Annotated in this window: 22 protein-coding genes; 8 read left to right on the top strand and 14 right to left on the bottom strand. The window is 67.9% G+C overall.

Annotated features, from left to right (window positions below; genetic code table 11):
• Positions 1–32 precede the first annotated feature (32 nt).
• From AC5P67_RS05135 to AC5P67_RS05120, 4 genes are all read left to right on the top strand, one after another.
• Positions 33–635 carry an HD domain-containing protein gene (locus tag AC5P67_RS05135; protein ID WP_005410561.1) on the top strand — a complete coding sequence of 201 codons (603 nt, stop codon included), beginning with the start codon at positions 33–35 and terminating at the stop codon, positions 633–635.
• Positions 636–669: 34 nt separating this feature from the next.
• Positions 670–858 carry an oxidoreductase-like domain-containing protein gene (locus AC5P67_RS05130; RefSeq protein ID WP_012480947.1) on the top strand — a complete coding sequence of 63 codons (189 nt, stop codon included), beginning with the start codon at positions 670–672 and terminating at the stop codon, positions 856–858.
• The gene (locus tag AC5P67_RS05125; protein WP_043035448.1) at positions 855–1472 is read left to right on the top strand and encodes a DUF998 domain-containing protein; all 618 of its coding nucleotides are present in this window, start codon (positions 855–857) and stop codon (positions 1470–1472) included. The genes AC5P67_RS05130 and AC5P67_RS05125 overlap by 4 nt, the downstream gene beginning before the upstream one ends.
• Before the next feature lie 78 nt (positions 1473–1550).
• The gene (locus AC5P67_RS05120; RefSeq protein WP_223846435.1) at positions 1551–2897 is read left to right on the top strand and encodes a virulence factor family protein; all 1347 of its coding nucleotides are present in this window, start codon (positions 1551–1553) and stop codon (positions 2895–2897) included.
• 98 nt (positions 2898–2995) lie between these two features.
• Here AC5P67_RS05120 and mprF read toward each other — a convergent pair whose 3' ends face one another.
• Positions 2996–5560, bottom strand: coding sequence for a bifunctional lysylphosphatidylglycerol flippase/synthetase MprF (gene mprF, locus AC5P67_RS05115; protein WP_005414230.1), 2565 nt, complete (start codon positions 5558–5560; stop codon positions 2996–2998).
• A 192-nt stretch (positions 5561–5752) separates the two neighbouring features.
• Between mprF and AC5P67_RS05110 the strand changes: the two genes are divergently transcribed.
• On the top strand, positions 5753–6100 hold the full coding sequence (locus AC5P67_RS05110; protein WP_005410556.1) for a RidA family protein: 348 nt from the start codon (positions 5753–5755) through the stop codon (positions 6098–6100).
• Between the two features lie 140 nt (positions 6101–6240).
• Here the strand turns inward: AC5P67_RS05110 and rnfB are convergent, their stop codons facing one another.
• From rnfB to AC5P67_RS05065, 9 genes are all read right to left on the bottom strand, one after another.
• Positions 6241–6654, bottom strand: a complete 414-nt coding sequence (gene rnfB / locus AC5P67_RS05105; protein ID WP_012480943.1) for an Rnf electron transport complex subunit RnfB — start codon at positions 6652–6654, stop codon at positions 6241–6243.
• A gap of 24 nt (positions 6655–6678) precedes the next feature.
• On the bottom strand, positions 6679–7269 hold the full coding sequence (locus AC5P67_RS05100; RefSeq protein ID WP_005414141.1) for an HAD family hydrolase: 591 nt from the start codon (positions 7267–7269) through the stop codon (positions 6679–6681).
• Positions 7270–7347: 78 nt separating this feature from the next.
• A complete protein-coding gene (gene metG / locus AC5P67_RS05095; RefSeq protein WP_043035451.1) occupies positions 7348–9414 on the bottom strand; it encodes a methionine--tRNA ligase in 2067 nt (688 codons plus the stop codon).
• A gap of 102 nt (positions 9415–9516) precedes the next feature.
• Entirely contained in the window at positions 9517–9960 is a 444-nt protein-coding gene (locus tag AC5P67_RS05090; protein WP_005410552.1) for a DUF2147 domain-containing protein, read from the bottom strand.
• Positions 9961–10510: 550 nt separating this feature from the next.
• Positions 10511–10915, bottom strand: coding sequence for an SMU1112c/YaeR family gloxylase I-like metalloprotein (gene gloA2 / locus AC5P67_RS05085; protein ID WP_005410551.1), 405 nt, complete (start codon positions 10913–10915; stop codon positions 10511–10513).
• Entirely contained in the window at positions 10912–11982 is a 1071-nt protein-coding gene (locus AC5P67_RS05080) for a serine hydrolase domain-containing protein (protein WP_062606126.1), read from the bottom strand. The genes gloA2 and AC5P67_RS05080 overlap by 4 nt, the downstream gene beginning before the upstream one ends.
• Positions 11983–11998: 16 nt before the next feature.
• Entirely contained in the window at positions 11999–13939 is a 1941-nt protein-coding gene (locus tag AC5P67_RS05075) for a DUF885 domain-containing protein (protein WP_100438799.1), read from the bottom strand.
• Positions 13940–14034: 95 nt separating this feature from the next.
• Positions 14035–14820, bottom strand: coding sequence for a queuosine precursor transporter (locus AC5P67_RS05070; protein ID WP_049459669.1), 786 nt, complete (start codon positions 14818–14820; stop codon positions 14035–14037).
• A complete protein-coding gene (locus AC5P67_RS05065; RefSeq protein WP_005414135.1) occupies positions 14817–15512 on the bottom strand; it encodes a DUF502 domain-containing protein in 696 nt (231 codons plus the stop codon). Before AC5P67_RS05065 ends, AC5P67_RS05070 begins: the two co-directional genes overlap by 4 nt.
• Before the next feature lie 76 nt (positions 15513–15588).
• On the opposite strand from AC5P67_RS05065, the gene AC5P67_RS05060 reads away from it, so the two are divergent.
• The gene (locus AC5P67_RS05060) at positions 15589–16905 is read left to right on the top strand and encodes a hypothetical protein (RefSeq protein WP_012480936.1); all 1317 of its coding nucleotides are present in this window, start codon (positions 15589–15591) and stop codon (positions 16903–16905) included.
• Positions 16906–16912: 7 nt separating this feature from the next.
• Here the strand turns inward: AC5P67_RS05060 and AC5P67_RS05055 are convergent, their stop codons facing one another.
• From AC5P67_RS05055 to trxA, 4 genes are all read right to left on the bottom strand, one after another.
• Positions 16913–17365, bottom strand: coding sequence for a DUF4442 domain-containing protein (locus AC5P67_RS05055; protein ID WP_100438798.1), 453 nt, complete (start codon positions 17363–17365; stop codon positions 16913–16915).
• A gap of 73 nt (positions 17366–17438) precedes the next feature.
• A complete protein-coding gene (locus tag AC5P67_RS05050) occupies positions 17439–19064 on the bottom strand; it encodes a CHASE2 domain-containing protein (RefSeq protein WP_171968549.1) in 1626 nt (541 codons plus the stop codon).
• Complete coding sequence (locus tag AC5P67_RS05045) at positions 19061–20716, bottom strand: FecR family protein (RefSeq protein ID WP_171968550.1); 1656 nt, start codon at positions 20714–20716, stop codon at positions 19061–19063. Before AC5P67_RS05045 ends, AC5P67_RS05050 begins: the two co-directional genes overlap by 4 nt.
• 153 nt (positions 20717–20869) lie before the next feature.
• The gene (trxA, locus tag AC5P67_RS05040; RefSeq protein ID WP_005410542.1) at positions 20870–21727 is read right to left on the bottom strand and encodes a thioredoxin; all 858 of its coding nucleotides are present in this window, start codon (positions 21725–21727) and stop codon (positions 20870–20872) included.
• A gap of 124 nt (positions 21728–21851) precedes the next feature.
• On the opposite strand from trxA, the gene AC5P67_RS05035 reads away from it, so the two are divergent.
• Entirely contained in the window at positions 21852–22454 is a 603-nt protein-coding gene (locus tag AC5P67_RS05035; protein ID WP_049451959.1) for a DUF998 domain-containing protein, read from the top strand.
• A gap of 105 nt (positions 22455–22559) precedes the next feature.
• The gene (leuS, locus tag AC5P67_RS05030; RefSeq protein WP_197613958.1) at positions 22560–25202 is read left to right on the top strand and encodes a leucine--tRNA ligase; all 2643 of its coding nucleotides are present in this window, start codon (positions 22560–22562) and stop codon (positions 25200–25202) included.
• The last annotated feature ends 93 nt before the right edge of the window (positions 25203–25295 follow it).

The following is a 25295-nucleotide window of genomic DNA, read 5'->3' as shown; positions in this document are numbered from 1 at the left end:
CCGCGGGGCTGCGCAGGCGGGATGATCCGGGTATGGATTTCTCTCCGCTGACGCTGGCTCCTGCGCAGTGGCAGGCGCTGCAGGACAGCTACGCAACGCCGCCCCGCGCCTACCACCACTTCGGACACGTACGCGCGGTGCTGCAGCACTGCCAGGACGTGGCTGACGGCCCGGGCTGGCAGAGGCCCGCCGAGGTGTACCTGGCCGTGCTCTACCACGACGCGATCTATGTGGCGGGCCGCAAGGACAACGAAGCGCGTTCGGCGGCGCTGGCCCTGCAGGCAATCGCACGGGCCCCGGAACTGGCCGGCGTCGACGCCGCGCGGGTCGAGCAGTTGATCCTGCTGACAGCCCGCCATGGCGATCTGGGCCCGGACGACGTTGATGCCGAGGCCGCGCTGTTCCTGGACTGCGACATGGCGATCCTGGCCGCGCCCGAGCCGGTGTTCGCTGCCTACGATCGTGGCGTGGCCGAAGAGTACAAAGGGGTCGTGCCGGGCTTCCTGTACCGCGCCGGGCGTCGCCGTTTCCTGCAGGGGCTGCTGCGGGCGCCGCGCATCTTCCTCAGTGACTTCTTCCACCAGCGTCTGGATGCGGCGGCTCGGGAAAACCTGCGTCGACAGCTGGCCCGCTGAGCTGGACCGGTACACTTGGGCCTGCTCTCACCGATTGTCGCTTCCCACTGTGTCCGTCCCTGATCCCGACCCCCGCCCGCTGCCCCCCGAAGAGCCCGGTCCCAACGAGTGCTGTGGCAGCGGCTGTCCGCTGTGCGTGCTGGATCTGTATGCCGATGAGCTGCAGCGCTATCGCAAGGCGCTGGCCGAGTGGAAGACGCGGCATCCGGAGGCAACGCCATGAGCCGTGCGCGTCCGGCGGCGGTGCTGGCACTGGTGGCGCTGCTGCTGTTCGTGACCACCGCGCTGTGGACCCAGGTCGCGCGCAGTGATCTGGACTGGGTGCGGGCAACCTTGAGCCTGTACCTGCACGGGCCGTGGGGCCTGGCATTGCGCGCTGCCTACTGCCTGCTGGCGCTGGCCATTGCGGCGCTTGGCATTGCGCTGTATCGCGGCAGCATCGGGCCGCGCCGCAGTGCGGCGGCGCCGCTGTTGTTCACTGTCTCTGCGCTGGGGCTGGCGACGGTCGCCATCGGTGACAGCTGGCTGCCTGAAGCGACCCCGCTGCTTGCACCGTTCATCCATGGACTGGCAGCCAACACCGCGTTCCTGTGTGCCAGCGTCGGCATGCTGCTGCAGGCCTGGTACCTGCGCCGCGAACCGGGTTGGCAGTCCGCCGCGGGCCTGCTCTGGGGCTGGGCATGGCTGGCCTTCGTGCTGCTGTGGCTGCATGTGCTGTGGCGTGGTGGACCACCGCGTGGGCTGGGACAGAAAGTGGTGATCGCGGTGATCGTTGGCTGGCTGCTGTATCTGGCGATGGCCCTGTACCGGCGCAGCCGTCGGGCCGTAGCCCACTGAATCCCCAACGGCCTGCGCCGGTACGTGCCGTGCACGCGGCGGCGGCGTATCGTGTGCGCATTCCATCGGGGATGCGACATGAAGCGTGCAGGGCTGGGCAGGGCAATGGGTGTGGTTCTGGCGTTGGCAGCACTGCCGGCAATGGCGGCGGCCAACGTGCAGCAGTTCAGCCACGGGCGGTTCGAGCAGATTCCGGTGCACATGCCGGCTGGCACGCCGCAGCGTGTGGTGATCTGGTTCCATGAACCCACCGCCGGTGGTGATACCAGCCGCCTTCCGATCGAGGCCCTGCGTGCCGATGGCGCGATGGTCGCTGCCGTGGACATCGCGCATCTGCGCAGCGTGCTCAAGCGCGAGGGGAATCCGACCTGTTCGTTCGGTTCCGGCGACGTCGAGAACTTCTCGCGCTGGTTGCAGGCCTCCCTGCACCTGCCTGGCTACCACCTGCCGCTGGTCGGTGGTGATGGTGAAGGCGCCGAGATGGCCTACACGCTGGCCGCACAGGCCGACACCCAAGTGTTCGCCGGCCTGCTGACCACTGGCTTCTGCCCGGATCGCAGCCACGAGCGCATGGTCTGCGGCGATGGCGTGAAGCACAACAAGCTGCAGCCTGCCGAGTTGAATTCCCCGTGGCTGAGCGCCGCCGGCGACCATGGCTGCAAGGTTGGCGAGGCCAGCCGCTTCGTGCAGCAGGTGGCGATGGCACGCGAGTTCAAGCGCACCGCGCGCGGTGATGCTTCACCCGGCCTGGTGGCGGCGGCGCGGGTGATCGGCGCGCAGGCCGGCGTCAGCCTGGCACCGCCACCAGCCGCGCTGAAGGGCCTGCCGATAGTGGAAGTACCCGCTGCCGGTAATGGCGACACGCTGGCCGTGTTCGTTTCCGGCGATGGCGGCTGGGCCGGCCTGGACAAGGACGTGGCATCGTCGCTCAACGAGCATGGCGTGGCCGTGGTCGGCATCGACTCACTGCGCTACTTCTGGAGCGAACGCACGCCGAAGGGATTTGCCACTGACCTGCAGAAGATCATCGATCACTACCGCCAGCAGTGGCATCGCGACAAGGTGATGCTGATCGGTTTCTCGCAGGGTGCCGACGTGCTGCCGGCCACCATCAACCAGCTCGATGCCGATACCCGCGCAGCGCTGGATCGTATCGTGCTGTTGTCGGTAGGCAGGAAGGCCGACTTTGAATTCCACGTCAGCAACTGGCTGGGTGGTGGCGGCGATGGTCTGCCGATCGCGCCGGAAGTGGCGAAGCTGCCGGCGGCGAAGACCCTCTGCGTGTATGGCGACAAGGATGACGACGCGCTGTGCCCCGGCCTGCCGGCCAACGACGGCGTGCAGAAGGTGAAGCTGCCGGGCGACCATCACTTCAATGGTGATTACGACCGATTGGCCGAAGTGATCCTCAAGGGCGGGGCGTAGCGCCGGGCCACGCCCGAACGCTGTCGCCGCCGTGTCGACCAAGGTCGACACCTACCGGGTGGTTTGCAGCGCCGGGCCATGCCCGGCGGCTCAGGGCTTCAGTTACGCCGCGGGTCCAGCGAGATCAGGCGCGTGGCATCCAGCAACGCGGCCGGCAGATGCATGCCGCCGGGTGCTGCCAGATAGCGCGGTCGCCACTGCGGGTCGAACTTCGACTTGAAGCGGCGCAGGCCACTGAAGCCATAGAAGCGTTCGCCATGCCGCGCGAGCAGGCCGGCCAGTCGGTTCCAGCGACCAGCAAGGCGATGCTGGGCCAGCCCGGACAGCGGCGCCATGCCCAGCGAGAAGCGCGCATAGCCCTGCGCGCGGCCCCACAGGAACAGCTCGATGAACAGGAAGTCCATCGTGCCCTTCGGTGCCTCGTTGACGTGGCGCATGAGGTCCACCGACAGCTCGGCACCGGCCGGTGCCTGCCACAGGTTGGCGAATGCCACGATCTGGCCCTCGGCTTCGACCAGCGCCACCGGGAAGCGCGCCAGGTAATCCGGATCGTAGCTGCCCAGCGAGAAACCCTTCTCGTCGCCGGCCTTGTCTTCCAGCCACGCGTTGGAGATCGCGTGCAGGCGGGGAAGCAGGCTGGGAATCTCTTCCACCGGTGCCACGCGGAACGAAAGGCCCCCGCGCTTGCCACGGTTCCAGGCCTGGCGCAGATCGGCGCGTTCGCGGCCTTCCAGGCCGAAGTCGTGCAAGGGCACGATCGCTTCCTCGCCCAGCTTGACCAGGCCCAGGCCCAGGTCGAGATAGGTCTGCCAGTAGGTCTCGCCCACCTGGTAGAACACCGGGCGCAGGCCGAGCCGGTCAGCTTCCTCGCGGAAGCGCCATATCAGCGCGCGCGCCACATCAGGCGGGCCGACCGGATCGCCCATCGCGATCAGCGAACCGCCGTAGCGCTGCATCATCACGAAGCCCTGTTTCGCATCATCGCGCAGCACCGCCTTGTCGGCGGTCAGTACCAGGCAGGCCTGGGTATCGGTGGCACCGGCCAGTACCGGCGCCAATGATTGCAGCGTGGCCTCGTCGGCGGCTGGCAGCGGGCTGCGCGTACTGTGCAGCAGCCGCGCCAGGCCGAACATCACCAGCGCGATCGCCACCACCAGCAGCGCACGCAGCGCACGCGGTGCGTTGCCGGATATCGCAAACTGCCACCACAGCTCGTTCTGGTACTCGACATGGCTGTAGGTGAAGAACAACAGCCAGGTGACCGCCACCAGTACCAGGCCGAGGTTGCGCAGCCATGGCCACGACCATGCTTCATCGAGCAGCGCGCCCTGGCGGTAGAACTCGCGGCGTGCGGCCCACAGCGCCATCGCCACCAGCAGGGCGGAGACCGCGATCAACGGTTGGCCACCGCGCAGCCACAGTGGCAACGGGGTGATCACGCACACGGCCATCGCCAGCATCCATGCGGCATGGCTGCGCCGGGCCAGGCCCTGGCCGATCAGCAGCAGGGCGACGCCGCTGAGGCTGCCGATCAGATGGGACGTTTCCAGGATCGGCAGTGATGCGTTGACCAGGTGACGGCGCGGCGTGGGCAACGTGCCGTCGATGACCAGCGCAGCACCGATGCTGAACACCGCCAGCGCGATGATCTGCGGCAACCATGGGCGCAGCGCGTTCCAGCCGGCACGGGTTGCCCCGGCACTGGCCTGCAGCGGCTGGCGCAGCGCGGGTGCAAGCGCGAGCAGGGTGGCCAGCAGCAGGGGCAGCACGTAGTAGGTGACGCGGTAGATCAACGCCGCCGCCAGCACCGCAGCCGGTGCCACCTGTGGCAGCAGCTTCAGCAGGCTCCATTCGAACACGCCGAGGCCGGCGGGCACGGTCGAAACCAGGCCGGCCAGCACCGCGACCAGGTACAGGCCGACGAAGCCGGGCAGGCCGGTCGGCGTCGAGTCCGGAAGCAGCACATAGAACGCGGCACTGGCCAGCACCAGCTCGATCACGCTGAGCACGGTCACCCCGATCATCGTGCGCCGGTCGGGCAGCCACAGCGCATGGCCGAACACGCTGAACTGGCGTCCATCGCGGCCGACCAGTAGCAGGGTGGCCGCATAGGCCAGCAGCGCGACGATGCCGACCACGCGCACCGCATCCGGGTCCAGCGGCAGGGCAAGCGCCGCTGCCGCCGGTTCCATGCACAGCGCCACGCTGATCAGCAGCCACGCACCGAACACGAAGCCGAGCGTGCTCATCAGCACGACCTGGCCGATCTGCGCCAGGTCGAGGCCGGCGGTACGGTAGCCGCGCAGGCGCACCGCACCGCCGGTGAGCGCGGCAAAGCCCACGGTCTGGCCGAGCGTGTGTGCCAGGAACGCGGTGATGCCGATGCGCGCCGGATGCACGCGGATGCCGCTGCGGCGCAGGCCGATGGCATCAAAGCCGATCAGGCAGGCATAGCTGGCCAGGCCCAGCACGACAGTAAGCGCGATCTGCGTGCCACTGAGCTGGTGGAAGGCATGGCGGATGGCGCGGTAGCCGTTCTCATCGAACTCGTTGGCCAGGCCGTGCAGCGCCAACGCAAGGATCAGCAGCGGGATGACGATGGTGAGGACCCGCTTCCATGCCGGGGTGGAGGGAGCGGTGGCGGGGTCGGTGGTTTCGGTCATCGGCGCAAGGGTGCGTCAGGGAGGGCGAGGGCGGTGTCAATGCAGCCGTGGCGCATCGTGCGCCTGTCGCTGGCATTTGACCAGCGTCGCTGTCGGAAGCCGGTAGTGACCGTGTGTGGATGGCTGCCCTGCACCCATCGTTGACCGGTTTGGAGGACAATGCAGGCCTGATCACCCGCAGGAGCCACGCCCATGATGGAGCGTTACGACGTCGGACCGCGCATGTCCGAAATGACCGTGTACAACAAGGTCGCCTACCTTTCCGGCCAGATTCCGGAAGACACCAGCCAGGACATCACCGGGCAGACCCGGCAGGTGCTGGCCGAGATCGACAAGCTGCTGGCGCTGGTGGCCAGTGATCGCCAGCACGTGTTGCGCGCCGAAGTGTTCCTGGCCGACATGGCCGATTTCGACGGTATGAACAAGGCATGGGATGAGTGGGTGGTGGAAGGTGCGACCCCGGCGCGCGCCACGGTCGAGGCCAAGCTGGCCCACGCCGACTGGAAGGTCGAGATCGTGGTGACGGCGGCAGTGCCGTAACGGCAAGGTCACCTCCCAGCAGTGGAGGGGGGGTAGAGTCGACTGTCGCGCGCAGCGCGGGGTTTTGCGCCGCCGGAACGAAGAGCAGTCGACTAACAGCCGACTCTACCCCGCCGCTCCACCGCCGGTTGGTCTGGTGGCTAGGCCGGCACCAGCTCGATGCAGTCCACCGGGCACGGCGGGATGCACAGCTCGCAGCCGGTGCACAGATCGGCGATCACCGTGTGCATGTACTTGGCGCCGCCGACGATGGCGTCCACCGGGCAGGCCTGGATGCACTTGGTGCAGCCGATGCAGTCGGCTTCCACGATCAACGCCACCTGCGGCGCCTTGTGCTCGCCGCGCGAACGATCAAAAGGAATCGCCGGTACGCGCAGAACCTGGGCCAGCGCGCGTGCACCGGCATCGCCACCGGGTGGGCAGCGGTCGACGCCTGCCTCGCCGCGCGCCATCGCCTGCGCGTACGGTCGGCAACCGTCGTAGCCGCATTGCCCGCATTGGGTCTGCGGCAGCAGGCGGTCGAGGCGTTCGGTCAGGGGCGGGATCAGGCTCATGCGTGGCGAAGGCTGCGCGTCGGGTTACTTCAGGGGTTTGCCGCGGAACCAGCGCTCGTGGGCCAGCGCCAGCATCGGCTTGTCTTCGGAACTGTCACCGTAGGCATGGATGCGCACGTAACGCGACAGATCGAACTGGCGACGGATGTGCTCGACCTTGCGCGGGCCACAGTCGCCACCGGCGTAACGGCCGGTCAGGCGTCCGTCCTGACATTCCAGCCGGTTGCAGATCAACTGCAGGCCCAGCTGCTCGCACCACGGCCGCAGGTACAGGTCCAGCGAGCCGGACACGATCACCACGGTGTGCTGCTGTTCCTTGTGCCAGCGGATCTGCTCCAGCATTTCCGGGCGCACCACGTCGGGCAGGAACTCACGCGAGAAGCCGGCGGCCAGGGTGGCGATGTCGTCACTGTGGCGGTCGCTGAAGGTCAGGCGGGTGACGCGCGCGCGGATGCGTTCGGCCGAGATCAGCTTCAGCTTGTACGCGAGCAGCCACGGGCCGACCTTCCACCACGCCTGCGCCAGCTGTTCGGCGGTGGCCACGCGGCGCAGGAAACGGCCATAGGTATCGCAGGTGGTCACGGTGTGGTCGAAGTCGAACAGCGCCAGTTCCATTCCGTTGCCTCCCATCGCGTTGCCTCCGCTGGCCAATGCTGCCGGCGGGCGCGGCCGAGGCCACGCCCGCTGCGGGCATCAGCGGACCGGCATGCCCGGCTGCGCGCCGCTGTCGGCGTCCAGCAACGCCAGCGCACCGCCGTCGAAGCCGGCCGACAGGATCATGCCTTCGCTCAGGCCGAAGCGCATCTTGCGCGGGGCCAGGTTGGCGATGAACACCACGCTGCGGCCGACCAGCTTCTCCGGCTCGCCGTAGCTGCCACGGATACCGGAGAAGATCTGGCGCTTGCCCAGTTCACCTGCATCCAGCTCGAAGCGCAGCAGCTTGTCCGATCCTTCCACGAACTCGCAGACCAGCACCTTGCCGATGCGCAGGTCGAGCTTGGCGAAATCGTCGATGCCGATGTAGGCCGGCGCGTCGGCGCTCTTTGCTTCGTCCTTGGCCGGGGCCGGGGCGGCCGGCTTGGCGGCGGGGGCAGCGGCAGCCGCCGGCTGCAGGGTGTCCTTGGAGGCGTCGATCATGGCGTCAATCTTCTTCGGGTCGATACGGGTGAACAGCGGGGTGTAGTCGGTGATGCGGTGGCCCAGCAGCGGCTGTGCCAGTTCGGTCCAGTCGTTCACCGGCGCGGCCAGGAAGGCTTCGGCCTGCGCGGCGGTGGCCGGCAGCACCGGCTTCAGGGCGGTGACCAGCACGCGGAACAGGTTCAGGCCCTGGCTGCATACGGCCTGCAGTTGCGCATCGGCGCCTTCCTGCTTGGCGATGACCCACGGCTTGACGTCGTCGATGTAGCGGTTGGCTTCGTCGGCCAGGGTCATGGTCAGGCGGATCGCCGCGGCCGGGTCGTTGCGCTCGTAGGCTTCACGGATCGGCGCCAGGCCATCGACGAAGCGCTGGTACTGCGCCGCATCGGGCAGCTGCGCGGCCAGCTGCCCGTCGAAGCGCTTGCTGATGAAGCCGGCGCAGCGGCTGGCCAGGTTGACGAACTTGCCGACCAGGTCGGCGTTGACGCGGGCGATGAAGTCACCCAGGTTCAGGTCGAGATCGTCGACGCCACCGCCGGACTTGGCGGCGTAGTAGTAGCGCAGCGCTTCCGGCTCCAGGCCGACATCGAGGAAGGTACGCGCCATCACGAAGGTGCCGCGCGACTTGCTCATCTTGGCGCCGTCCACGGTCAGGTAGCCGTTGACGTGCAGGCGGGTCGGCGCGCGGTGACCGGTGCCGTGCAGCACCGCCGGCCAGAACAGGCCGTGGAAGTTGACGATGTCCTTGCCGATGAAGTGGTGCAGCTCGGTGCTGGTACCGGCGCGCAGGTGCGCTTCGAAGTCCTCGCCGATCCTGCCGCACAGGGTCTGGAAGCTGGACAGGTAGCCGATCGGCGCGTCCAGCCAGACGTAGAAGTACTTGCCCGGCTGGCCGGGAATCTGGAAGCCGAAGTACGGCGCATCGCGCGAGATGTCCCACGCGCGCAGGCCACCTTCGGCGTTGAGCCACTCGCCGAGCTTGGCCTTCACGCCCGGCAGGGCGACGTCGCCGGCCAGCCATTCGCGCAGGAACGCGTCGAAGTGGCCCACCTCGAAGAAGAAGTGCTCCGAATCGCGCATTTCCGGCGTGGCACCGGAGATGACCGAACGCGGTTCCTTCAGATCGGTCGGCGCATAGGTAGCGCCGCACACTTCGCAGTTGTCGCCGTATTGGTCGGGGCTGCCGCAGTTCGGGCAGATGCCCTTGACGTAGCGGTCGGGCAGGAACATGCCCTTGGCCGGGTCGTAGAACTGCGCCACCGAACGGCGGCTGATGTGGCCGGCCGCTTCCAGCTTCAGGTAGAACTGCTCGGTCAGCGCCTTGTTGGCCGCCGAATTGGTCGAGTCGTAGTGGTCGAAGGCCACGCCGAAGGCGGCGAAGTCACGTTCGTGGCTGGCCTGGATGTTGGCGATGAAGGTTTCCGGGGTGACCCCGGCCTTTTCCGCGGCCAGCATGATCGGCGTGCCATGGGTATCGTCGGCGCAGACAAACCAGGCCTTGCCGCCACTCATTCGCCGCGCACGCACCCAGATGTCGGCCTGGATGTAGCCGACCAGGTGGCCCAGGTGCAGCGGGCCGTTGGCGTAGGGCAGGGCGGTGGTGACGAGCGCGGTACGGGTCATGGTCGCGGGGTGAAGCCGAGGGGAACCGCAGAGTATCGCATGCCCGCAACGAGGTGACCCGGCCGAGGCCGGGTCACGGGGATGAAGCGGGGGCCGGGGCGCTTATTCGCGCTGCCAGGTCTGCGCGCGGCAGATGAAGGCGATGCAGCCGGACACGTCCAGCCGGGTGCCGCCGGGCTGCAGTTCCATCTTCGACTTGTAGGTCTTGCCGTTGGCCGGGTCGAGGATGGTGCCACCGGACCACTTGTTGGCGCCGTCGGCCTTCAGGTTCCAGAGGATGGTCATGCCCTTCACCGGCTTGTTCCTGTTGGCGCCTTCACAGCCGTCACAGACCGGGTTGGGGCCCTTGTCCGAGTGCAGGATGTCGACCACCTTGCCGGTCAGGGTGCCGTTGGCGGCCTGGGTGATCTCGACGATCGACTTCACCTTGCCGGTCTTGTCGTCGATGGTCTTCCAGCGGCCGGCGGCGCCATCGGCGGCCTGCGCCGAGAGCGCGGCCAGGCACAGCGGCAGTGCCAGCAGCAGGGTCTTGAAGGTCTTGCGCATGGTCCCCTCCCAGGGTTCATTCCGGCACGATGCCGGTACGGGTCGACTGTATACCCATTCGGCGGGGTATGGGGAAGGGGGGCTTTGCAGGGCTGCGCCCTGCACCCGCGGGGGCAACAGCAACTGCAACTGCAACAGCAACAGCAACAGCAACAGCGGGCTATCCGTGGGATGGCGGGGTGGGTCCGGTTGCGGGGGGCGCTGCAAGTCCCCCTCCGGGGCCCGGCCCAGCCGCTGGCGGCTGTGCGTTCGGGCGCTTGCGAAGCAGTGCTTCGCAAGCAAAGCGCCCTCACCCATGTAAGCTCGGTCGCCGCTTGCTCGTGGGCGCAGTCCTGCGCACACGGCAAGACCGGGGTTGGGCGTCCTGCCCAACCCGCCCGAGGCATGCCTCGGGCCCATGCGGCTCACGCCCCCGCAACCGGACCCACCCCGCCTTCGACAGGTCTCCGCGATCTGTTGGAATGCCACGGCCTGCTCTTGGTGGGTGTCGACCTTGGTCGACACGTAGATCCACGCCATGCGTGGATGGGCCTCCGCGATTGAAAATCGCTCACGCGATCTCGTACAGCTCCAGCGGCAGGTCGTCGGGGTCGGCGAAGAAGGTGAAGCGTCGGCCGGTGTATTCGTCCACGCGGATCGGTTCGCAGGCGACACCATGCGCGGCCAGGCGCTGGATGAAGGGTTCCAGTGCAGCCACCCGGAACGCGAGGTGGCGCAGACCCTGGGCCTCTGGGCGGCTGGGACGGGGCGGCGGCGAGGGGAAGGAGAACAGTTCCAGCTGGCCGCCGTCGGGCAGGGCCAGGTCCAGCTTCCAGGAATCGCGTGCGGCGCGGTGGTTCTCCGCCAGCACGCGCAGGCCGAGGATGCGCACGTAGAAGTCCTTCGAGCGTGCGTAGTCGCTGCAGATCAGTGCGGCGTGGTGGATGCCCAGCAGGGCGTCAGAACCGGGGGTCATTGCAGGGTGTCCAGCCAGCGCTGGGCGATCTTCTGCGCCAGCGGATAGGGTTCGGGGTCGTTGCGGTTGGTCAGCACGATCACGGTCAGGTGCTTCTCCGGGTGGCGCACGATCACGTTGCGGAAGCCGATGCTCTCGCCGCTGTGCCATTGCACCGGACCATTCAGCCGCCAGCCGAAGCCGTAATGCGGCACGTCCGGTTCCGATGTGGTCGTCGCCGGGCTGAACATCGCGCGGCGCGAGGCCTTCGACAGCAGGCGGTCGTCGTACAGCGCCGCATCCCAGCGGGCCAGGTCGTCCAGCGAGGAGTAGATCCCGCCGTCTCCCAGTACGGCGCTGGTAGTGCTCTGGTCGGTGCGCTGCCAGCGGCCATCGATCCTGCTGTAGCCATAGGCGCGTGCGGCGACCGTGTCCACGCCGTCCTGGTGGGCCACGGTATGCGTCATGCCCAGCGGGCGGAAGATGCGTTGTTGCAGGAAGGCGGCGAAATCCTGGCCGGATGCGCGGCCCACGATCAGTGCCAGCAGTGCATAGCCGCTGTTGCTGTAGCGGTACTGCGTGCCCGGCGCGAAGTTCAGCCGGTCCTGGCGCGACAGCAGGGCCAGCACATCGGCATCGTGTACCTGCCGCGTGTCTGCCGGGTCCATCAGGTCTTCGTAGTCGAGCAGGCCGCTGGTATGCGAGAGCAGGTGGCGGAGGGTGATGCCCGCTGCAGCCGGTGGCAGCTCGGGCAGCCACTGCCGGGCCGGCTGGTCCAGCCCGAGCCGGCCGTCTTCCACCAGCAGCAGCACCGCCGCAGCGGTGAACTGCTTGCTGACCGAGGCCAGCCGGAAATTGCTGGCGGCTGTGACCGGGGTGCCGTCTTCGACCACCGCAAGGCCGTAGCCACGGCGGAACACCGGCTGCCCGTCATGCAGCACCAGCACTGCGGCGCCGGGCACCTGGCCATCGTAGGCCTGCATCAGGCCGTCGATACCGGCATCCGGTGGGGTCAGCACCGGTGCGGCGGCGCCCGCCAGAGGCAGCAGGCCCAGCACGGCGGCGAACAGGGCGACGGCAGGGCGCATGGTGGCTCCGGAAGCGTCACGGCGAAGGTGTGGGCGCAGCGCTGGCCGGCTGTGCCATCCAGCGCTCCATCTTGCGGTCCAGCACGTCCAGAGGCATCGAGCCGTCTTTCAGCAGTTCTGCATGGAAGCGGCGCAGATCGAAGGCTGCGCCCTGGCGTGCCTTGGCCTTGTCGCGCAGGGCAACGATGGTGGTCAGGCCGGCGACGTTCGACAGTGCCTGGCCGGGCTGGGCCATGATCCGCTCGACTTCGGCGTTGGCGTCATCGCTGCTCATGTCCACCGTCTTCTGCAGGTAGGCCACGGCCTGCTGCTTGCTCCAGCCCTGTGCATTGACGCCGGTGTCGGCGACGACGCGCGCGGCGCGCAACAGGCGTGAGTACAGGTAGCCGATACGGTCGTAGGGATCGGTGTAGACGCCGAGGTCTTCACCCAGCGTTTCGGCGTACAGGCCCCAGCCTTCGACGAACGCAAGATCGCCACCGAGGCGACGGAAGCGTGGCAGCTTGGCCAGCTCCTGCTGCAGGCCCAGTTGCACGTGATGGCCGGGAATCGCTTCATGCAGGTACTGCACCGGCACGCTCCAGCGCTTGCGGCTGGGCAGGTCGCGGGTGTTGATGTACAGCACGCCGGGCTGCCCGGGCGGCGACGGCTGGTAGGCGGCAGCGGCGGCGGTCAGCGCCCGTTCCGGTTCCACTGCGCGTACTTCCAGCGCGGACTTCGGCAGCGTATCGAGCACCTGCGGCAGGCGCGCGTTGACCTGCTGCTGCACCTGGCGGTAGCGGCTGATCAGTGCATTGGCATCGCTGTACTGGAACTGGCGATCGTTGCGCATGCTGCGCAGCAGCTTTGCCGGCGTGCCACGCAGCTTGGCGTCCTTCATCACCGTGGCGATCTGTGCCTGCAGTTCCTGCACGCGTTGCTCGCCCAGCGCGTGCAGCTGCGCGGCGGTCTGGTCGCTGGCGGTGGTCTGCACGATCAGGTTGGCGTACCAGGCCTGGCCGTCGGGCAGCGCGCCCATGCCGCTGCTGGCGCGCGTGGCCGGCAGGTACTCGGTGGCGATGAAGCCGCGCAGGGCGCGGTAGGCGGGCATGATGCGCAGTTCGATCATGCGCTTGTACTCGGCACTGATGCGCGCCTTGTCTTCGGCCGCAATCGTGTTCGGCATGGTGCGGATCGGCGACCAGAAGATGCTCTCTTCAGCGGTCGGCTTGATCACTGCATCCAGCTGCGGCAGCACCTTCTCCATCAGGTCGCGCGGCTGCACCACGTCGGCCTTCATGCCCTGGCGCATGTTGTCGATGGCCTGGTCGAACAGTTCGGGAATGCCGAGCGAGCGGCGCGACCAGGTGTCATAGTCCTGCACGGTGTTGAACGGCTGCGCGCCCGCGCCGGAGCCGAGGATCGCCATGATGCTGCCGATGTTGTAGTACTGGCTGATCGGCATCATCCAGCTCGGGTAGCGCTCGGCAGCCAGCGAGGCGCGCGCGTCACGTACGAAGATCTCGTAACTGAGCAGGTCCTGGCCCTGCAGGCCATCGCTGCCGAGTTTTTCGACCTTGCCCAGCCACTGCGTGGTGAAGTCGTGCGACTGCTGGCGCCAGGCGGCGGACAGGATGTTGGGCAGCTGGTCGTTGTAGCGCGGTTCGCCCTGGAACGTGGCCTGCAGCGGGTTCAACCGCATCGAGGCATCCCAGTACTCGTCGTACAGCCGTTCCAGCTGCACCTGCTTGGGCACGGCACGGGCCGGTGCGACCGGACGCGGCGCAGCGCGGCGCGCCGAACTGCCACGGGCCGGTGCGGTGGCACGGGCGGGCCTGGCCTTGGGCTTGGCGGCCTGGCGGGTCTGCGCAGCGGCAGGGCGGCTGGCCTTCTTCTTCGCTGCTTCGGCCGACGGCACGGCACTGAACAGGAACAACGCGGCAATGGCAGCGGCCAGGACGCGGGGGGAATACGGCATCAAGAAGCTTCCGTGGAACACAGATCGTGGAGCTTGCACGATCCGCGCGCGTACGGCCAGCGTGAAGACGCAGTCAGCTTGGTGGCGCTGGGGCTTCAGTCAGCCGCAGCGGCGGCGCGCAGTGCCGCCGCGCGATCGGCGCCCAGATAGCGGGTGATGGCACGCCGCATCAGGTAGAGCAACGGAATCAGGGCAATCGCAAAGCCCATCTTGTACACGTAGTTGACGCTGGCGACCGCAAGGAACAGCGAGGTCGGCCAGTGCTGCGGGCCCAGCACGAAGGCGATCCAGATCACCACGAAGCTGTCCACCACCTGCGAGATCGCAGTCGATCCGGTCGCACGCAGCCACACGTGGCGTTCGCCGGTGGCCTGGCGGATGCGGTGGAACACCGCCACGTCGATCAGCTGGCCGAGCAGGAAGGCCACCAGCGAACCGGCGATGGTCCACATGCCCTGGCCGAACACGGCTGCGAACGCGGCCTGGTAGTCGGGCACACCATGGTCATCCATCGACGTGACCCACCAGCTGGCCGGCGCCAGCGAAATGGCCGCGAAGGCGAACAGGAAACCGTAGCCGATCAGCACCACCGCCAGCCACGAGATGAAGCGCACGCCGCGCTTGCCGAAAAACTCGTTGATGGTGTCGGTCATGATGAACACCACCGGCCACAGCAGGGTACCGGCGGTGAAGCTGAGCGAGCCGGTCTGGCCGAACAGGTTCCAGTTCAGCGGGGCGATGCCCAGCGTGTCTTCCAGCGCGAAGATCTTCACCCCGATCAGCTCGGCCAGCACCGCATTGCCGCAGAAGAACGCGGCCAGCACGATGAACAGCAGGACCGCGCGGTCCTGCAGCGGGCGCTCGATCGGCGCCGGGGTCATTCGGTGCGTTCGCCGGTGCGTTCGCCGGCGCGGGTGAACGGCACGCTGGACGGTGCGACGGCGCCGCCGGAAATGATGAAGCTCATGGCCTGGTCGACGGTCCAGTCAGTCGGGGTCAGCAGTTCCACCGGCACGATTTCCAGGTAGCCCGAGGTCGGGTTCGGCGTGGTCGGTACATACACCGCGGCCAGCTCACGGTCGGTGCCGTGTTCCTTGATCACGCGGGTGACCAGTCCGACCGATTTCATGTCGCGGTGCGGGAAGTCGATCAGCACCACGCGCTGGGTGCTGCCCGGTTCGGTCTGCAGCATGTCCAGCAGCTTCTTTGCGCTGTCGTAGATGATGCTGGCCAGCGGAATGCGCTTGATGACCGCGCCCACCCAGCGCAGCAGGCGCTGGCCGAGCACGCGGCGGCTGGCCACGCCCACCGCCAGGATCACCAGCAGGGTGGCCAGCAGGGCGATGGTGTCCTGGATCCATTCGGCGCGGACCCAGCCGAGGTAGTGCGGGAAGCTTGTCGCGATCTGCTCGGACAGCGGTACCACCAGCGGGCTGGAAATGCCCGACAGCAACACGAACACGAACTTGACCACGACCCAGGTCAGCCAGATCGGCAGCAGGGTCAGCAGGCCGGTCAGGAACAGGCGCTGCAGGGAGGGGCGGGGGACCAGGGCGGGGGCTTCGAGCGACATGTGCGCATTGTAGCGGTCACTGCCGGTCGATTACGCTGGTGGATCGACTGCGGCAACGAGCCATGGAAGGGAAGCTGTGTTGAAGATTCTGCGCGGACTGGGCTGGACCCTGGCGGGCCTGCTGCTGTTGACCATCGTGGTGTGGTGCGCCTCACGCATGTGGCCGGTGCCGGAATCGCGGTTGCAGGCGCAGCACCGGCTGGAAGCGCGGCTGCCGGCGAGCGGGCGCAACGGTTATGCCCTGTTGTGGACGCTGCCGTTCGACGATCTGGATGCCCGCCAGCGCGAGCAGGCGTTGGCCGAGGACGTGCGCCGTTGGGAGGCCGACCTGCTGGGCAGCAGCGGCGGCCAGACACACCTGGTGGCCAACCATGCCGAGCTGCGCTCGCGGCCCGGTGCCAGTTGCGGGCCGGCCGCCCGCGGCTGCCTCGCCCAGGTCCGCGCGGACCCGCAACGCTTCGTGGAGGCCCATGCCGGGCACCAGCAGTTGCACGCGCGGCTGGATCAGCTCGCCGAAGCAGACTACTTCGTATCGCCGTTCCAGCCGAAGGGCGAGGGCATCCTGGTGCCGATGCCGACCTACGGGCTGGTGGTCGATGCCACCAGCGCACGTGCGCTGGCGTTCGTACAGGGTGACATCGACGGTGCCCTGCGCGGCAGCTGCCGGGGAGTGCAGCTGGGCCGGCGGCTGGTGCCCGGTGGCAGCTATCTGGTCGAAAGCATCATCGGCGCCAGCCTGGTACAGGCCAACGCGCAGCTGCTGGCCGACATGCTGGTCGAACTGCCTGCCGATCACCCGCTGCCGGCCGAATGCGAACAGGCCATGCAGCCGATGCGGGCCGACGAGCAGAGCCTGTGCCGTGCGATGCAGGGCGAGTATGCGATGAACCGGGTGGCGATCGAGACCTCGGCGCGGGAATTCGGCGGCGCGCTGGTACTGGACCGCAGCAGCACCCTGGCCCGTGCGGCCGGCAATCTCGGTTGGGCCTGTGGCGCGACGGCGACCGCTGCGCTGGAGGCGGACCGTCCGTTGCCGGCACCGGCGCCGCCGCAGCGTGACTTTGGTTGCCTGTCGAACGTCATGGGTTGCCTGTTGACCGACATTGCGGGTCCGGTCTATCCGGCCTATTCGTCGCGCACCCAGGACGCCGCGGCGATGCTGCGCCTGCTGGGTGCACAGCGCTGGCTGCGGCAGCAGCCGGGGGATCCGGTGGATGCCCTGCAGCGGTTGCCGGCACAGTTCGCCTCGCCGGTGCGGGTGCCGCGCTTGTCGGCGGATGGCCGCCATCTGCAGGTGCCGCGCCGCTCGCCGTCCCGCAGCAACGACGAAAGCCCGTGGCTGTCGGTGCCGCTGCAGGCGGAGCCAGCTTCGACTGCGTTGGCGCGCGATTGAGGCGCGCTCAGCGCGCGTGCGGCTTCAGGCGCAGGTACACCTGCTTGCGGACCTGTGCGACCACTTCGCCGCTTTCATCGATCACGTCGTTGCTGAACCAGCGCAGCACCTTCTCGCCACTGGCCGCTTCGGCGCGCAGTTCATCCAGCAGCGCGTCGTCGATGCGGAACGACGTCCGCACGATGCCACGGCCCGGCGTGAGGAAGTCGATGGCGCCGGCGCGGTCCCACACGTAGTAGTCGCGGCCGAGGATGTGCAGCAGGCCGAGCATCCAGAACGGATCGGTCATCGCGAACAGGCTGCCGCCGAAGTGGGTGCCGACGTAGTTGCGGTTCCATGGCCGCAGGCGCAGCTCGACATCAATCTGCCGGTAGTCGGGGGTGATGCGGGTGACGTGGATGCCGGTGAACAGGAAGGGCGGCCAGAGGTTGATGCCGAAGCGGAACAGACGGGCGTTCATGCGGATCCGGGGGCGCTGGGCGAGGTGCCCAGTCTAACCATTCGCATGCGTATGTTGCACCCGGTGGCACCGGTCACGCGCCGCCGTCCATCACATACCCGTCGCGTCCATTCGCTTTGGCCTGGTACAGCGCGGTGTCGGCCCCTTCGACGAAATGATGCGGTTGCAGCTCGCCTTCCGGTACCCGGGTAAACACGCCGATGGTGAGCGTCACCCGATCGTCGCTGCCGTCACCGTGTACCGGCAACGCACGTACGCAGTCGATCAGGTCCTGGATGACAAGCCGCGCGCCTTCGGCCGGGGTATCGGGCAGTACCAGTGCGAATTCATCGCCACCGTAACGCGCGGCCATGTCGCGCGGCCGCCGCGCATGCGCGCCGATCAACCGGGCGACGTCCCGCAGCACGCGGTCGCCGACCTGGTGGCCATGGCGGTCGTTGTGGCGCTTGAAGTGGTCGACATCGATCAGCGCCAGGCTCAGTGGCTTGCCGTTGCGTCGTGCGGCGTCGCATTCCTGCTGCAGCGCCTGTTCGAAACGCAGGCGATTGCCAAGGCCGGTCAGTGCGTCGCGGTTGGCCTGCCGGTGCCAGGCCGAAATCCGCCAGATCGCCCAGGCCAGCAGTACCAGCAGGACGCCCAGCAGGGCGGTGGCTGGCGCCCACCAGAGGTTGCTGGTGCGCAACAGCAACCAGCTCAGCAGAGGAGCAAGCGGCAGCGAACACAGCGCCGCCAGCCACGGCAGGCGCAGGCCGAGCAGGATCACACACAGCGCCACCAGCACCGCGCTGATGGTGTGCTGCCAGAAGCGGGGCAGCACCTCGATCTGCTTGTGCTGCAGCAGCATCGAGGCGATGTTGGCCTGGTACTCGCTGCCGCTCATCCAGAACTCGCGGGTGGTCGGGGTCAGCAGGCGCGGTGCGATGCCGCTGGCGGTCATGCCGACGATGATGCGGCGGCCATGCAGCATCGCCATGTCCACGTGGCCATCGAGTACGTCTGCGTAGGAAACCTGCGGCAACTGCTCGGGAGGTCCGGCATAGCGCACCCGCACGTAGTCGTTGCGCCGCCATTGATAAGGCGAGCCCACCTCGGGATCAGGGTCGGGCAGTCCGCGCACCGCGCCCGCAGGCAGGCCGGTCAGGGCCAGCCCGAGCGCCGGCCAATGCGCCTTGCCGATGCCCGCATGCAGGTAGATGCCGCGGGCGACGCCGTCGCTGTCCACCTCAACGTCGGTGTGGCCGATGGCGGCGGCACTGGCCGCGATCTGCGGAACCGGCAGCATTTCCTCGGCCATGCGATCACCGGCTGCCGGTGCGGCCAGCACCGGCAGCACCACCCGGCCATTGCGACGGATGGCCGCGGCCAGCGCCTCATCCTGGCGGCTGTCGCGGCGGTCCGGCTCGGACAGCATCAGATCCAGCGCGACCCGTTCGGCACCGGCATCGGTCAGGCGATCCAGCAACCGGGCGTGGACCGAGCGCGGCCACGGCCATTGGCCGATGCGTTGCAGGCTGCCTTCGTCGATGGCCACGATCAGCACGCTCGGGTCGGGTCGATAGTCCCAGTTGCCGACCATCGCGTCGTAGGTGGCCTCGTCCTGCCGCCACAGCCATTGGCCCTGGCTGGCGACGAGGGTCAGTATCCCGGCCAGCATGGCCAGCAGGATCCGCTTCGACCACGGCAGCGGCGAACGCCTCACAACAGCAGCCACAGCAGCAGGGCACCGCCACCGGTGCCATAGCAGAGGCGACACGGCAGGGCGATCTTCTGGGCAGGCGAGAACTCGCCAGCATGGCCGTCATCGTCGATGTACTGCACGCGCACATGCAGGGTGCCGCGCCACGGACGCTTGAAGCTGACCTGCGGTTCGGCCACGGTTTCGTCGACCAGGGGTGCCTTGAAGTCGCCGCGGCGGTCGACCTGCACGCGATAGCGCTGGCCTTCGCTGCTGGCCTGCCAACGCAGGGTCAGCTCACCGTGCGCGGCCTCGGGCGGTTGCAGCGCAGGATCCACCGGCTCGTTGCTCAGCTGCAGTGGCAGGGCCTGGCCATAGCGCCCCTGGTGCCCATCGGCGCTGCGGGAGGCGATCCGCCAGAAGTAGTGACCCGGCGGCAATGGCTGCGCCAGGCGCAGGTCGGTGCCGGTGCTGGTCTGTTCCTGCAGTGGCTGTACGAAGGTGGAATCAGCCGCGATCTGCAGCACGCTGCTGCGCGCACCGGGGGCTTGGCTCCAGCGGAAACGCGGGCGGTCGCTGTTGATTGTCTGTCCATGCAGCGGGGCCAGGGTCAGCGGCGGTGGAGGCTGGTCGCTGAGTTCGAAGTCGGCACTGGCGTCGATGCCTTCCACACCCTGCGCATCGACCGCGCGCAGCAGGATGCGCAGCTGGCCCGGCGGCAGATCGCCGATGGCCAGGCGGGTATCGGGGGTGGTGGCAGCGAACAGCAGGATCTCCGGCGTGGCTGCCTCCACCACTTCAACGCGGTAATGCGCGGCGCCGGCGACCGGAGTCCATGCCAGCAGCGTCGGCAACGGGGCCAGGCGCAGTTCATCGTTGCGCAGCTGCGGTGCCGGCAGCAGTACGGAGACTGTGTCCGGAGCGGCGTCTGCGCTGGCGCTGCGGGTGGCCTGTCCGGGCTGGACCATGCGCTGGCCATGGGTGTTGCCGACCTGCACCTTGCCCTGCAGGACCTCGGTGGCCGCGACATCACGACCGTCGCCGGCACTGACCCGGAAGACGGTGCCGCGCACGCTGCTGGTGGCGGTGGGCGCATCGATGATGTAGCGCGATGCCGGGCCGCGCGCGGGCGTCACCCGATTGCTGGCGCGGCCCTGCTGCAGGCGCAGGCGGGTGTCGACCATGCCGGTGTGGCCATAGCGGCTGAGCTGGTCCAGGCGCAGGCGCGAGTACTCACGCAGCTGCAGGCGCGACGCATCGGCAAATTCCAGCGTGACGCTGGATTCGCCCTCGGTCTGTACGGTGTCTCCGATATGCAGCTGCTCGCCGGCCTGGATGGCGCGGCTGGCGCTGCCGTCTCCACTGGACAGTTCGACCTTGCCGCGGACCGAGAGCACCCGCGCCGGTGCCGGTTCGATGCGCAGCCAGCTGATGGGGAAACGCAGCAGCTGGCCGGGCGGCAGCCGGTAGGGGTTGTCGATTCGGTTGTGCTGCTGGAGCTGTTGCCAGCGCACCGAGGGTTTCAGATACACGCCACCCAGATCCCACAGGGTGTCGCCGGGGCGGACCCGGTAGTTCCAGTCCTGCGCGGCGGCGATGGCCGGCAGCAGAAGCAGGGCACAGAGCAGGGCGCCCTGGAAGCGCATGGCAAACAACAGCGAGCGGACGAAGGTCACAGTTTTGCAATCCCGGCAATGCGGGGGTGCAGCTGCAAGACCCCATGGCCCCGACCTCATCCCCCCGAACGGATCGTGGCGGCCGTACGGCCGCCATCGTGCGCATTATTGCCCGCGTCCAGTGCAGGGATTCTGAACGAACCCGGCTTCCGTTCAGAACAGCAGGGAGGCCATCCTGCGGCGGTACTGGCCGACCAGGTCCTCGTCGGAGATCACATTGAAGGCATCGATCAGCGCCTTGCGCGGCAGGCCTTCCTCGAAACTCCGGTCGATCCGCAGCATTTCCAGGAACTGCGCCAGCGCGGCTTCGTCATGGCCGCCGAGCAGCAGCTGCACGCCGCGCAGGTGGCGGGCCTTGAGGTCATTGCCGTTGGCGGCGATGCGCGCGTCCAGCACCTCGGCGGCCGGGGCGTCCTTCAGGGCGGCGGCAAAGGACAGCCGAGCGCGGGCGCGCACGGCGCGGTCGTCGGTGGCCAGGTTGGCGGGCAGGCCGTCGATCAGCGTACCGGCTTCGTCCACGCCGCCGATCTGCAGCAGGGCCAGGGCCAGGTCGAGCTTCAGCTCGTCCTTGTCCGGCTCGGCGGCGATCTGCGCACGCAGTACGTCCACCTGTGCCTGCGGATCCAACGGCGCTTCGTCCTCGGCGGCAGTGTCGCCGACGTCGGCCGGCACGATGCCGTGCTGGGCCAGGAACTCACGCAGCTGGCCTTCCGGGATGGCGCCGGGGAAACCGTCCACCAGCTGGCCGCCCTTGACCAGGAACACGGTGGGCACCGAGCGGATCTGGAAGGCGGCGGCAATCTGCTGTTCCTTGTCGACATCGACCTTGGCCAGCTCGAAGGCACCGTTGTATTCGGCGGCCAGCTTTTCCAGCATCGGCCCCAAGGTCTTGCAGGGGCCGCACCACGTGGCCCAGAAGTCGACCAGCACCGGCGTCTGCAGCGACTTCTGCAGGACTTCGGCCTCGAAGGTCGCAGTGGTGGCGTCGAATACGTAGGTCGTCTCGGTCATGGGGGAGGCATCGATTGGCATCTGGAGACCGATTCTATGATGACGATCGATGCCAGTCTCAACCCGGACTGCGGCAAATGCCCGACAATGCGTCGTTCCCGCCGCCGTTGCTCCTGGAGCCTGCATGACCTCCCCGTCTTCCCTGTTGCGTCTGTCCGGCCCTGCCGCCGCACTGCTGTTCGTGCTGGCGGTGCTGGGCTTCGGCACCGGCCTGGAAGGTTATGCACAGGCGCGGCACCCGGTGGCCCTGCTGGGCGCACACGGCGTGCCGCACGCGTTGGCCTTCAATCTGCTGGGCTTCGTACTGCCGGGCCTGTTGGCGGTGGTCGTGGCCGAGTGCCTGCGCCGACAGCTGCCGGCCAGTGCTGGCTGGGCGCCGCGGGTGGGCAGCCAGATGCTGTTGCTGGGCGGACTGGCCTTCACCGCGATGGGCTTGATGCCGCTGGATGTGGACGATCTGCACGGGCCGGCCAGCCAGCTGCACGCCAGTGCCTGGATGATCTGGGTGCTGGGCTTCGTCGCCGGCACCCTGTTGCTGGGCATCTCCCAGCTGCGCCAGACGCACGGCCGCGCCCTGGGCGGGGTGGCGCTCGCCTGTGGCGTGCTGGCGGCGCTGGCTGCCTTTGCGCTGCAGGGCGTGCTGCCGGCGCCGCTGGCACAACGGCTTGCATTCGCCTGCTGGGCGGTCTGGCTGGCGCTGGCCCTGCCTCTGTCGCGACCGCGCTGAGACCGGCTCCGGGCGCTGGCGGGGCCGGCGGTCGGCGGGCAGGATTGGAGACGTTTGCCGCACTGCGGTACGCTGTACCGCTTTGCCGCCGCATCCGCGTGTTCCATGACCAGCGCTGAAACCAACGCCTACGACCCGCAGCAGGTTGAATCCGCCGCCCAGAAGTACTGGGACGCCACCCGTGCCTTCGAAGTCGACGAGACTTCGGACAAGCCGAAGTACTACTGCCTGTCGATGCTTCCGTACCCGTCCGGTGCGCTGCACATGGGCCACGTGCGCAATTACACCATCGGCGACGTGATCAGCCGCTACAAGCGCATGACCGGGCACAACGTGCTGCAGCCGATGGGCTGGGACGCGTTCGGCCTGCCTGCGGAGAACGCGGCAATCAAGAACAAGACCGCACCGGCGGCCTGGACCTACAAGAACATCGAGCACATGCGTGGCCAGTTCAAGGCCATGGGCTATGCGGTGGACTGGTCGCGCGAATTCGCCACCTGCCGCCCGGACTACTATGTCCACGAACAGCGCATGTTCACGCGCCTGATGCGCAAGGGCCTGGCCTACCGCCGCAATGCGGTGGTGAACTGGGATCCGGTCGACCAGACCGTGCTGGCCAACGAGCAGGTCATCGATGGCCGTGGTTGGCGTTCCGGTGCGCTGGTCGAGAAGCGCGAGATCCCGCAGTGGTTCCTGCGCATCACCGATTACGCCCAGGAACTGCTGGACGGCCTGGATGAACTGGACGGCTGGCCGGATTCGGTCAAGACCATGCAGCGCAACTGGATCGGCCGCTCCGAGGGCCTGGAAATCCAGTTCGACGTGCGTGATGTCGACGGCACTGCGCTGGATCCGCTGCGCGTGTTCACCACCCGACCGGATACCGTGATGGGCGTGACTTTCGTGTCGATCGCCGCCGAACATCCGCTGGCCCTGCATGCGGCGAAGAACAACCCGGAACTGGCTGCGCTGCTGTCCGAAATGAAGCAGGGTGGCGTGTCCGAGGCCGAGCTGGAAACCCAGGAAAAGCGCGGCATGGACACCGGCCTGCGTGCCATCCATCCGGTCACCGGCGAAAAGGTGCCGGTGTGGGTCGCCAACTTCGTGCTGATGGGCTACGGCACCGGTGCGGTGATGGCTGTTCCGGGCCACGACCAGCGCGACAATGAAGTGGCAAACAAGTACGGCCTGCCGATCAAGCAGGTGATCGCGCTGAAGGATCCGCGCAACGACGACGAGCGCACCTGGGATGGTGCCCGCTGGCAGGACTGGTACAGCGACAAGAACCGTGCCTTCGAGCTGGTCAACTCGGCCGAATTCGATGGGCTGGATTTCCAGGGCGCCTTCGAAGCCCTGGCCGAACGCTTCGAGCGCAAGGCCCAGGGCCAGCGCCGCGTCAACTATCGCCTGCGCGACTGGGGCGTGAGCCGCCAGCGCTACTGGGGTTGCCCGATTCCGGTGATCTACTGCGACAAGTGCGGTGCGGTGCCGGTGCCGGAAGAGCAGCTGCCGGTGGTGCTGCCGGAGGACGTGGCGTTCTCGGGGACTGGTTCGCCGATCAAGACCGATCCGGAATGGCGCAAGACCACCTGCCCGGAATGCGGCGGCGCGGCCGAGCGCGAGACCGACACCTTCGACACCTTCATGGAGTCGAGCTGGTACTACGCCCGCTACACCTCGCCGGGTGCCCGAGATGCGGTCGACAAGCGCGGCAATTACTGGTTGCCGGTCGACCAGTACATCGGCGGCATCGAGCACGCGATCCTGCACCTGATGTATTTCCGCTTCTACCACAAGCTGCTGCGCGACGCGCGGATGGTGGACAGCAACGAACCGGCACGCAACCTGCTGTGCCAGGGCATGGTGATCGCCGAGACCTACTACCGCCCGAACCCGGACGGCTCGAAGGACTGGATCAATCCGGCCGATGTGGAAGTGCAGCGCGACGAGCGCGGCCGCATCACTGGCGCCACGCTGATCGCCGACGGCCAGCCGGTGGTGGTCGGTGGCACTGAAAAGATGTCCAAGTCGAAGAACAACGGCGTGGACCCGCAGGCGATGGTCGACAAGTACGGTGCCGACACCGTGCGCCTGTTCTCGATGTTCGCCGCCCCGCCGGAACAGTCGCTGGAGTGGAACGAAGCCGGCGTGGACGGCATGGCGCGCTTCCTGCGCCGCCTGTGGGCCCAGGTGCAGAAGCACGCCGCCGACGGTGCCGCCCCGGCGCTGGACGTGGCCGCGCTGGACGCCAGCCAGAAGGCACTGCGCCGCAAGACCCACGAGACCATCGGCAAGGTCGGTGACGACTATGGCCGTCGCCACAGCTTCAATACCGCCATCGCGGCGGTGATGGAACTGATGAACGCGCTGGCCAAGTTCGAGGACGGCAGCGAGCAGGGCCGTGCGGTGCGCCAGGAAGCGCTGCAGGCCATCGTACTGCTGCTGAACCCGATCACCCCGCATGCCAGCCACGCCCTGTGGCAGGTGCTGGGCCATGGCGAGACGCTGCTGGAAGACCAGCCGTTCCCGCAGGCCGACGCCGGTGCGCTGGTGCGCGACGCGCTGACCCTGGCCGTGCAGGTCAACGGCAAGCTGCGTGGCACCATCGAGGTGGCCGCCGATGCTGCACGCGAGCAGGTCGAAGCACTGGCTCTGGCCGAGCCGAATGCGGCCAAGTTCATGGAAGGCCTGACCGTGCGCAAGATCATCATCGTGCCGGGCAAGATCGTGAACATCGTCGCTGCCTGATGCATCCTGGGCCGGTCACCCACGCGGTGGCCGGTACCTTCCCGGTGCGGGGCCATGCACTTGATGGCCCTGCATTCACGCGGCTTCGGGCAG

It is taken from the genome of Stenotrophomonas sp. YJH_SMC_21, from assembly GCF_059369555.1.
Note: the sequence above shows the minus strand (reverse complement) of the source record. Positions and strands in the feature narration are given on the sequence as shown.

Bases quoted from the DNA above. Each gene is read 5' to 3' on its own strand.
- AC5P67_RS05080 (WP_062606126.1), bottom strand. From the start codon at position 11,982: ATGCGCCCTGCCGTCGCCCTGTTCGCCGCCGTGCTGGGCCTGCTGCCT.
- AC5P67_RS05090 (WP_005410552.1), bottom strand. From the start codon at position 9,960: ATGCGCAAGACCTTCAAGACCCTGCTGCTGGCACTGCCGCTGTGCCTG.
- AC5P67_RS05110 (WP_005410556.1), top strand. From the start codon at position 5,753: ATGATGGAGCGTTACGACGTCGGACCGCGCATGTCCGAAATGACCGTG.
- rnfB (WP_012480943.1), bottom strand. From the start codon at position 6,654: ATGAGCCTGATCCCGCCCCTGACCGAACGCCTCGACCGCCTGCTGCCG.
- AC5P67_RS05065 (WP_005414135.1), bottom strand. From the start codon at position 15,512: ATGTCGCTCGAAGCCCCCGCCCTGGTCCCCCGCCCCTCCCTGCAGCGC.
- gloA2 (WP_005410551.1), bottom strand. From the start codon at position 10,915: ATGACCCCCGGTTCTGACGCCCTGCTGGGCATCCACCACGCCGCACTG.
- AC5P67_RS05055 (WP_100438798.1), bottom strand. From the start codon at position 17,365: ATGAACGCCCGTCTGTTCCGCTTCGGCATCAACCTCTGGCCGCCCTTC.
- AC5P67_RS05100 (WP_005414141.1), bottom strand. From the start codon at position 7,269: ATGGAACTGGCGCTGTTCGACTTCGACCACACCGTGACCACCTGCGAT.
- AC5P67_RS05075 (WP_100438799.1), bottom strand. From the start codon at position 13,939: ATGCCGTATTCCCCCCGCGTCCTGGCCGCTGCCATTGCCGCGTTGTTC.
- AC5P67_RS05125 (WP_043035448.1), top strand. From the start codon at position 855: ATGAGCCGTGCGCGTCCGGCGGCGGTGCTGGCACTGGTGGCGCTGCTG.
- AC5P67_RS05035 (WP_049451959.1), top strand. From the start codon at position 21,852: ATGACCTCCCCGTCTTCCCTGTTGCGTCTGTCCGGCCCTGCCGCCGCA.
- AC5P67_RS05120 (WP_223846435.1), top strand. From the start codon at position 1,551: ATGAAGCGTGCAGGGCTGGGCAGGGCAATGGGTGTGGTTCTGGCGTTG.
- metG (WP_043035451.1), bottom strand. From the start codon at position 9,414: ATGACCCGTACCGCGCTCGTCACCACCGCCCTGCCCTACGCCAACGGC.
- AC5P67_RS05070 (WP_049459669.1), bottom strand. From the start codon at position 14,820: ATGACCCCGGCGCCGATCGAGCGCCCGCTGCAGGACCGCGCGGTCCTG.
- trxA (WP_005410542.1), bottom strand. From the start codon at position 21,727: ATGACCGAGACGACCTACGTATTCGACGCCACCACTGCGACCTTCGAG.
- AC5P67_RS05135 (WP_005410561.1), top strand. From the start codon at position 33: ATGGATTTCTCTCCGCTGACGCTGGCTCCTGCGCAGTGGCAGGCGCTG.
- leuS (WP_197613958.1), top strand. From the start codon at position 22,560: ATGACCAGCGCTGAAACCAACGCCTACGACCCGCAGCAGGTTGAATCC.
- mprF (WP_005414230.1), bottom strand. From the start codon at position 5,560: ATGACCGAAACCACCGACCCCGCCACCGCTCCCTCCACCCCGGCATGG.